Origin of the sequence: Acinetobacter sp. V2 (assembly GCF_001188385.1) — a bacterium.
Taxonomy (GTDB): Bacteria; Pseudomonadota; Gammaproteobacteria; order Pseudomonadales; family Moraxellaceae; genus Acinetobacter; species Acinetobacter oleivorans.
Map to the genome: position 1 here is coordinate 54,572 of NZ_JZFB01000002.1, position 570 is coordinate 55,141.

At 37.7% G+C, this 570-nt stretch carries 1 protein-coding gene; it reads left to right on the top strand.

Annotation, left to right across the window (positions count from 1 at the left end; translation table 11 throughout):
* A partial coding sequence (locus UC75_RS20905) for a helicase HerA-like domain-containing protein (RefSeq protein ID WP_228137237.1) occupies positions 1-570 on the top strand: 570 nt, incomplete at both ends.

Sequence of the window (570 nt, forward strand, 5' to 3'; positions counted from 1 at the left end):
CTATTATTAGTAGATTTTAAAGATTTAAAAGCCATGATCACTTTTGTGAGTGAACATTCAGCCGAGTTTAAAGCAGAATATGGCAATTTATCTCCAGCAAGCCTAGGCGCTATTCAACGCAATTTACTCGCCCTTGCCGACCAAGGTGGAGAGCAATTTTTTGGTGAACCTGCTTTAAATATTTTAGATTTTATTCAAACTGATGCAAATGGTCATGGCTACATTAATATTCTTGCGGCTGACAAGCTCATGAATACACCTAAACTATATGCCACTTTCCTTTTATGGATGCTTTCAGAATTATTTGAACAGCTTCCAGAAGTCGGTGATATGGATAAACCTAAACTCGTGTTTTTCTTTGATGAAGCTCACTTATTATTTGACAATGCCAGCCAAGCACTCCAAGACAAAATTGAACAAGTTGTACGTTTAATTCGCTCTAAAGGAGTAGGTATCTATTTCATTACCCAAAATCCACTCGATTTACCTGAAAGTGTACTAGGTCAACTTGGTAATCGCGTTCAACATGCTCTACGCGCATTTACCCCTAAAGATCAGAAAGCGGTAAAA